Origin of the sequence: Pseudomonas sp. PS02303, from assembly GCF_029959925.1 — a bacterium.
Classification (GTDB): domain Bacteria; phylum Pseudomonadota; class Gammaproteobacteria; order Pseudomonadales; family Pseudomonadaceae; genus Aquipseudomonas; species Aquipseudomonas mandelii.
Window position 1 is genome coordinate 1 of sequence record NZ_JASCOM010000278.1, and the last position, 7,445, is coordinate 7,445.

Annotated in this window: 10 protein-coding genes; 4 read left to right on the forward strand and 6 right to left on the reverse strand. The window is 60.9% G+C overall.

Annotation, left to right across the window (positions count from 1 at the left end):
• Positions 1 to 74 precede the first annotated feature (74 nt).
• Positions 75 to 971, reverse strand: a complete 897-nt coding sequence (locus tag QMX98_RS30170) for a LysR family transcriptional regulator (protein ID WP_172791507.1) — start codon at positions 969 to 971, stop codon at positions 75 to 77.
• Between the two features lie 121 nt (positions 972 to 1,092).
• Here QMX98_RS30170 and QMX98_RS30175 point away from each other — a divergent pair, with 121 nt between their 5' ends.
• Entirely contained in the window at positions 1,093 to 1,851 is a 759-nt protein-coding gene (locus tag QMX98_RS30175) for an SDR family oxidoreductase (RefSeq protein ID WP_010457302.1), read from the forward strand.
• A gap of 156 nt (positions 1,852 to 2,007) precedes the next feature.
• On the opposite strand, the gene QMX98_RS30180 is transcribed toward QMX98_RS30175, so the two are convergent.
• Positions 2,008 to 2,442, reverse strand: coding sequence for a multidrug/biocide efflux PACE transporter (locus QMX98_RS30180; protein ID WP_042933029.1), 435 nt, complete (start codon positions 2,440 to 2,442; stop codon positions 2,008 to 2,010).
• A 90-nt stretch (positions 2,443 to 2,532) separates the two neighbouring features.
• Between QMX98_RS30180 and QMX98_RS30185 the strand changes: the two genes are divergently transcribed.
• The gene (locus QMX98_RS30185) at positions 2,533 to 3,387 is read left to right on the forward strand and encodes a LysR family transcriptional regulator (protein ID WP_077748674.1); all 855 of its coding nucleotides are present in this window, start codon (positions 2,533 to 2,535) and stop codon (positions 3,385 to 3,387) included.
• 120 nt (positions 3,388 to 3,507) lie between these two features.
• On the opposite strand, the gene QMX98_RS30190 is transcribed toward QMX98_RS30185, so the two are convergent.
• The 4 genes from QMX98_RS30190 to QMX98_RS30205 form a co-directional block, all read right to left on the reverse strand.
• The gene (locus QMX98_RS30190) at positions 3,508 to 4,743 is read right to left on the reverse strand and encodes an RNA polymerase sigma factor (protein WP_083375909.1); all 1,236 of its coding nucleotides are present in this window, start codon (positions 4,741 to 4,743) and stop codon (positions 3,508 to 3,510) included.
• Positions 4,743 to 5,234 carry an SRPBCC family protein gene (locus tag QMX98_RS30195; RefSeq protein WP_010457306.1) on the reverse strand — a complete coding sequence of 164 codons (492 nt, stop codon included), beginning with the start codon at positions 5,232 to 5,234 and terminating at the stop codon, positions 4,743 to 4,745. Before QMX98_RS30195 ends, QMX98_RS30190 begins: the two co-directional genes overlap by 1 nt.
• Before the next feature lie 27 nt (positions 5,235 to 5,261).
• The gene (locus QMX98_RS30200) at positions 5,262 to 5,606 is read right to left on the reverse strand and encodes a YciI family protein (protein WP_010457311.1); all 345 of its coding nucleotides are present in this window, start codon (positions 5,604 to 5,606) and stop codon (positions 5,262 to 5,264) included.
• A gap of 81 nt (positions 5,607 to 5,687) precedes the next feature.
• Positions 5,688 to 6,113 (reverse strand): nuclear transport factor 2 family protein, encoded by a 426-nt coding sequence (locus tag QMX98_RS30205; RefSeq protein ID WP_145309282.1) that lies wholly within the window; start codon positions 6,111 to 6,113, stop codon positions 5,688 to 5,690.
• A 140-nt stretch (positions 6,114 to 6,253) separates the two neighbouring features.
• Between QMX98_RS30205 and QMX98_RS30210 the strand changes: the two genes are divergently transcribed.
• Positions 6,254 to 6,739 carry a GNAT family N-acetyltransferase gene (locus QMX98_RS30210; RefSeq protein WP_282411847.1) on the forward strand — a complete coding sequence of 162 codons (486 nt, stop codon included), beginning with the start codon at positions 6,254 to 6,256 and terminating at the stop codon, positions 6,737 to 6,739.
• Between the two features lie 7 nt (positions 6,740 to 6,746).
• Complete coding sequence (locus QMX98_RS30215; protein ID WP_282411848.1) at positions 6,747 to 7,352, forward strand: pyridoxamine 5'-phosphate oxidase family protein; 606 nt, start codon at positions 6,747 to 6,749, stop codon at positions 7,350 to 7,352.
• Positions 7,353 to 7,445 lie beyond the last annotated feature (93 nt).

The window sequence follows — 7,445 nt, forward strand, 5'->3', positions numbered from 1 at the left end:
GAACGATAACCCGGTCATTCGGTCAGACCGCGTTATCGTTCTTCGCGGGCAAGCCTCGCTCCTACAGGGGGCGGTTAGGTTGTGGACTGGATGACATTGGCCAGCCAGTCCATGAACGCCCTCACCCGCAGCGGCAAATGCCGTTGCCGGGCGTAGAGCAGCGAGACCTCCATCGAGGGTGCGCTGAACTGCGGCAGCACCGCCACCAGATCACCACTGCTCAAGTGCGATTGCATGCCCTTGACCGGCGCCTGAATCAATCCGAATCCCCCCACGCACGCCAGCTCATAAGCATCGGTACTGTTGACCGTCACGCTGCCCGCCATCGGCAGTTGCCGGGGCTTGCCTTCCACCTCGTACAGAAACCCGTCCGACCGCGAACCCAATACGCCGACGTAATGCACCATCCGGTGCTGCGCCAGGTCTTCGAGTGTTTCGGGAATCCCGTAGCGCGCCAAGTACGCCGGGCTCGCGCAGTTGACCATGGCGAAATCACACACGCGACGAGCGACCACCGACTGGTCCGGCTGCGACCCCACGCGCAACACGCAATCAAAACCCTCCCGAAGCAGATCGACTCGCCGGTCAGTGGTGCTGATTTCCAGTTCCAGGTGGGGGTGGCGCGCCATGAATTCCGGCAGTTGCGGCATCACCACCTGGCGGGCCAGAAAGTTCGGCATGTCGATGCGAATCCGCCCGACCAACGAGGCCGGGTCCTGGCGAAACAGGCCCTCGATGTCGTCCATGTGCGACAACAAATCCTTGCTGCGTTCGTACAGCACCAGCCCGTCCTGAGTCGCCTGGACCCGGCGCGTAGTGCGTTGAAGCAAGCGTGTCCCCAGCAGCGTTTCCAGCGTTTGAACGTGATCGGACACCGTGGACCGAGGCAGACCCAGGCTCTCCCCCGCCAGAGTAAAACTCGACATTTCGCTGACGCGAACGAAGGTGCGCAGCAGTTCCAGCTTGTTCATGAGCCGCCCCTGTATTGTTCGGATTAACCGACCAGTGATTCCGATTTCATACTGTTTATCACTTCAGAGCGGATAAATAAACTTCCTCCACACCGTCACTCACCACCCTTGAGGAAGTCCCATGAACCGTAAAATCGCACTGATCACTGGCGCCAGCCGCGGCCTCGGCAAAAACGCAGCCCTGCATCTGGCCGCCCAAGGCGTCGACATAATCGGCACCTACAACAGCAAGGCCGATGAGGCGCAAGAACTGGTCGCCGACATCGAACGCCTCGGCGCTCGGGCGGTGATGCTGCAACTCGATGTGAGCCAAAGCGAACGCTTCGAAGCCTTCGCCACCCAGGTCGCCGATGTGTTGCACAGCCGTTTTGATCGCCAGCACTTCGACTTCTTGCTCAATAACGCCGGCATTGGCCTGACCGCGAACTTCGTCGACACCACCGTCGCCCAGTTCGATCTGCTGATGAACATCCACCTGAAAGGGCCGTTCTTCCTCACCCAGAACCTGCTGCCGCTGATGGCGGACGGTGGGCGCATCCTCAACGTATCCAGCGGTCTGACCCGTTTCAGTTTGCCGGGTTACGGTGCTTACGCAGCGATGAAAGGCGCGATGGAAGTGCTGACCCGCTATCAGGCCAAGGAACTCGGTGCCCGCGGCATTTCCGTGAACACCCTGGCACCGGGCGCCATCGAAACCGATTTCGGCGGTGGCACCGTGCGCGATAACAGCGACGTGAACAGCTACATTGCCGGCAATACCGCGTTGGGTCGGGTGGGTCAGCCGGATGACATCGGCGCTGCGATTGCTTTACTGCTGGCGCCGGGCAGCCAGTGGATCAACGGCCAGCGCGTTGAAGCGTCCGGTGGGATGTTCCTGTAACCCCTGAACCTGTGGCGAGGGAGCTCGCTCCCGCTGGGTTGCGAAGCAGCCCCAAAATCTCGGTAACTGTCGAAGATTTTGCGAGCGCTTCGCATTCGAGCGGGACGGTGCGGCGATCCGACAAGCTCCCTCGCCACAAAAACGGTTCACTCTGGATTAACGAGCAGTGGACACCATCAACATGCGCTCACGCACCACGTCATACGCCCAGTGATACACGTAGGTGTATGGCAGGAAAAACAGCAACACGCCGATATCCAGCAGGAACGCCTGCCACAGACTGACGTTCAGCCACCACGCAATCAGCGGCACCCCCATCGCCACCAGCCCGCCTTCGAACAACAGCGCATGGACAACCCGTACCCAGGCGTTGTGCACGATGCCGTAGCGTTTGAGCAAACGGTCGAACAGCCCGTTGAAGACCACGTTCCAGGCCAGCGCCAGGGCGGCGATGACCAACGTGACGATGCCCATCTCGAGCATCGGTTTGTCCATAATCCACGCCAGGAGCGGCGTACAGATCAGGATGGCCAGCACTTCGAAAGCGATGGCCTGGAAAATACGTTCAGTGATGGATTTGTTGACGCTCATGATCAGGAATCTCTGAGTGACTGTGGTTGCCATCATCCAGCCCTGCATCGATACTTCCTAACCAATAACCATCGACAAAGGCGATAGTTCATGGCTTCTCAGGAAGTGTTGCAAGCGTTTGTCCAAGCGGCGACGCAAGGTTCGTTTTCTGCGGCAGCGCGCAAACTCGGCCGCAGCCAGTCGACCATCAGTGCAGCGGTTGCCAGCCTTGAAATCGATCTGAACCTGGTCCTGTTCGACCGCAGCAGCCGCAAGCCGAGCCTGACCCCGGCCGGGCACGTGATGCTGCAGCGGGCCGAGGAGATCCTGGCCGCCACCAGCCGCCTGGCAATGACCGCCAGTCTGCTGTCCCAAGGGGTTGAGCCGAAGTTGACGGTGGCGATTTCCGACACTTATCAGTCCGACCGTTTCGAAGCGGCGTTGAGCGCGTTCGATCAGCGTTATCCGGACCTTGAACTCGAATGCCTGATCGCGGAATGCGATGACCTGGTGGCCTTGGTGCAAAGCGGCCGGGCGCATGTGGCCTTTGCCGAAAAGCAGGACAGTTACCCGCCGGACCTGGTCAGCTCGACCGTGGATGAACGCACGGAGATTGCCCTGTTCGTGTCCCGCGAGCATCCATTGGCAGCGCTGGGCCTCGTCGATCAAGACGTGTTGCAAAAGCATCGGGAGTTGCGTCTGGCGACGATCGTCAATCCGTATGAAAGCCGTGCGAAGGGACGTGTCTGGTCGGCGCCGAGCTACCTGATGCTGCTGGAAATGGCCCAGGGCGGGTTTGGCTGGGCACCGTTGCCGCGATGGTTGGTGGAGCGGTTTGGCCCGGGGACATTGCAGGAGCTGGACGTGCGGGGCTGGCCGAAACCGGTGTTTGTCGATGCCTTGTGGTCGCGGCTGCATCCGCCGGGGCCGGCAGGGAGCTGGTTGCTCGGCAAGCTGCTGGAATGAAAGTCCTGCGGACCTTATCGCGAGCAGGCTCGCTCCCACAGTGGATCGCGGTGATCACAAAATTTGTGTACGCCCCCCCGTAGGAGAAAGCCTGCTCGCGATGGAGCCCGTCAGTTCACATCACCTCAGCGCCTTGATCCGCGCCTCGATAAACCGCCGTTCCGGCACCTGCTGTGTCAATTCCAGCGCCCGTTCATACGCCGCCCGCGCCTCTTCACGCCTCCCCAACTGCCGACAAAACTCCGCCCGCGCCGAATGCGCCAAGTGGTAATCCAGCAGATCACCCCGACCCAGAATCCCGTCCACCAACACCAGCCCCGCCAACGGTCCGTCTCGCCTGGAGATCGCCGCTGCACGGTTCAACTCAATCACCGGTGAAGGCACCGCCGCCAGCAGCACGTCATACAAACCCACAATCTGCTGCCAGTCTGTCTCCCCCGCCGTGGGCGCTTCGGCGTGCACCGCCGCAATCGCCGCTTGCAGGCAATAAGGCCCGAACCGTCCGGTGGTCAGCGCCGCCTCCACCAGCGCGCAACCTTCGGCAATCATCCCGGCATCCCACAACGAGCGGTCCTGTTCATCCAGCACGATCAGTTCACCGCTCGCCGACGTGCGGGCCGGGCGTCGTGATTCATGCAACAGCATCAACGCCAGCAGCCCTATCACTTCCGATTCCGGCAGCAACTCCATCAACAGCCGCCCGAGCCGGATCGCTTCGCGGGTCAGGTCCTCGCGGGTCAGTTCGGCGCCGACCGACGCCGAGTAACCTTCGTTGAACACCAGGTAAATCACCCTCAGCACGCTGTCGAGACGCTCGGGCAGTTCCGCCAGTGTCGGCACTTGATAAGGGATTTTCGCGTCACGGATTTTCGCTTTGGCGCGCACGATGCGCTGGGCGATGGTCGCCGGTGCCGAGAGAAAGGCGCGGGCAATTTCCTCCGTGGTCAGGTCGCACACTTCGCGCAGGGTCAACGGCACCTGGGCATCCGACGCGAGGGCCGGGTGACAACAGGTGAAGATCAACCGCAAACGATCGTCTTCCACGTCCTCATCACTCCAGTCGGCCTGTTCCAGCTCCTCCAGTTGAGCAATCAACATCGGCCGGGACGCGGCAAAACGCGCGCGCCGACGCAACACATCAATGGCCTTGAAGCGACCGGTGGACACCAGCCACGTGCGCGGGTTATCCGGCACGCCGTCACGCTGCCAACGCTCGACCGCGACGAAAAATGCCTCGTGCAGGGCCTCTTCGGCGAGGTCGAAATCGCCAAGCAAACGGATCAGCGTCGCCAGAATCCGCCGCGACTCTTCGCGGTAGACCTGCTCGACCCGAGCCGTGACCGAAGCGTCAGTCATCAGTCCGGCATGCCTTCAGTCACCAGCATCACCAAGCGATCGAGGCTTTGTCCCCAGCCATCGTAAAACCCCATGGCCTCGTGGGCCTGACGATCTTCTTCGGACCAGTGCATGGCCCGGGCGGTGTAGAGGGTTTTGCCGTCCTTGTCTTCGAGGGTCACTTCGGCCGACATGAAGGGTTTGCCCGAAGGAATCCACCCGGGAGTGAACGCGTCGGTGAACACCAGGCGTTCAGGCGCGACGATTTCCAGGAAGACTCCCATGGTCGGATACTCAGTCCCGTCCGGTGCGCGCATCAGGGTGCGAAACTGGCCGCCGACCCACAGATCCATTTCGCACTCCGGCGTGGTCATGCCATGCGGCCCCCACCATTGAGTGAGCAAGGCCGGCTCGGTCCAGGCGCGGAAGAGCTTGCGACGCGGCGCGTCGATCAGACGACTGATGGACAGCTCGAATTCGGCAGGCTGATGCTTATAGGGTTGCGGACTCATGGGGATCTCCTGTCTTGTGCTTGTTATTCAGGGATTCAACTGGCGAACGGGCCGCACCTCGACGCTGCCGACCCGGGCCGCCGGGATGTTGCCGGCGACCTGGATCGCTTCATTGAGGTCTTTGGCATCGATCAGGTAGAAGCCGGCCAACTGCTCCTTGGTTTCGGCGAACGGGCCATCGGTGATCGACATCTTGCCGTTGCGCATGCGCACGGTGGTCGCGGTCTGCACCGATTCCAGCGCCTCGGCTGCGATCATCCGGCCGCTGCCCTGGATCGCCTCGGCGTAGGCCATGCACTCGGCGTCATGGGGACTGTCAGGCAGCGAGTGCAACTCCTGTTCGTTGCTGTAGACCAGGCATAGGTACTTCATGTGGGCTCTCCCGGATCGAACTGATCAACTATGGCTGCTGATTGGCGTTTTGGCGCTGCTTCCCGATAAACAGCCCGGTGATCAGGGTTCAAGGTTGAACAGCGCCGTGCCGCTGGTCATGTCGAACGGGGCCGACCAGTGTTCATGGACGATGCGCCATTGCCCGGCATCGCGCCGATAGCAGGCGGTCACACGCATCCAGCAGGCCTGGGTTTCACCTTGTTCGTTGGTGCCGCCGCAATGGGCCAGCCAGTGAGCGAAGGCGATGTGCTCGTCCGCGACGATGTTCAAGTGGGCGAAGTCGAACGTGTGCGCGCCCTGGCACATTTCCATGCACTCTTCCCAATGCGCGCGGTAAGCCGCCTTGCCGCGAAACTGCAAGGCCTTGACCGCGTCGTAGGAGACGATGTCGTCGGCATACAGCTGCATGAGTTCTTTGACGTCCTTGGCGATGACCGCCTCACGATAGGTGTCGATCAGGGCCTGGATTTCTTGGGTTGCGTTCATGGTGGTTCTCCGTGGTTTTTGTTGTGAAGACACCCTTAGTCGTCTGGCGCACCGCCAAATCGACAGTCGAAATAAAAATAATCCATGAATGCAAACTCGTTAGAATCCAACGCCTATTTTGTTGGAAAAAGGACACTCCAGTGACAGCCCGACTCGTGCCTTACGAAAGCCTGAACGCGCGCCAGCGCCAGCAGATCGAGGCCATCGAAGTGCATAAAGAGCAGATTAAATTCTCCGGCGACATCCACGGTGCATTGCACACCTTGCTGTCCAAACCCGGTCCCGGCGTCAAGGGATTTGCGCTACTGACCGAGGAGGTTCCCGTGGCCTTCCTGCTGCTCAAACGCCCGCCCGTGTTGCCGGCCTGGGCCGATGAACACAGTGCGACCTTGCATGCGTTGCAAGTCGATCACCGCGCTCAGGGCAAAGGTTATGGGAAGGCTTGCCTGCAAGCTTTGCCCGACGTGGCTCGTCAGGCGTTTCCGGAAATCAAAGCGCTGGAATTGTCGGTGGACGCGGACAATGAGGCCGCCATTGCGCTCTATACAAAATTTGGCTGGGTCGACAGCGGCGAGGCGTACAAGGGCCGGATCGGTTATGAACGGCGCATGAGCCTGATTTTCTGAGGTGGTTATGCTCGACAGTATCGAAGCACTGGAAGCAATCTACGGCCAACCCCACGACCGCGCCGTGCGCAAACAGATCGCCTTTCTGAACGAGGACTATCAGGCCATGGTCCGCGCCTCGCCGCTGGTCATCATCAGCTCGGCTGGTCCTGATGGCCTGGACGGTTCGCCTCGTGGCGACACGCCGGGATTCGTGCGGATCATCGACCCGAAGACCCTGGCGATCCCGGACCGTCCGGGCAACAACCGCATCGACACGCTGCGCAATGTGGTGCTCGATTCGCGGGTGTCGCTGCTGTTCATCATCCCCGGCATCGGCGAGACGTTACGGGTCAACGGCACGGCGCAGATCAGCGCGGAACCGACATTGCTGGAGAGCTTTGCGGTGAACGGCAAACCGGCGCGCACAGTGATGCTGGTGACCGTGGACGCGGCGTACTTCCATTGCTCGAAAGCGATTGTGCGTTCGGATTTGTGGAACCCCGAGAAGCATCTGGAGCGCTCGGCACTGCCAACGGCGGGGGCTTTTCACAAGCGCTTGAATGACGGGCATTTCGATGCCGAAACGTATGACCGGGAAGCGCCGGCGCGGGTACGGGACAGTCTTTACTGACACGCCCCCTAACCAATGTGGGAGCGAGCCTGCTCGCGATGGCGGCATAACATTCAACAGAAGTGTCGACTGTCAGACCGCCATCGCGAGCAG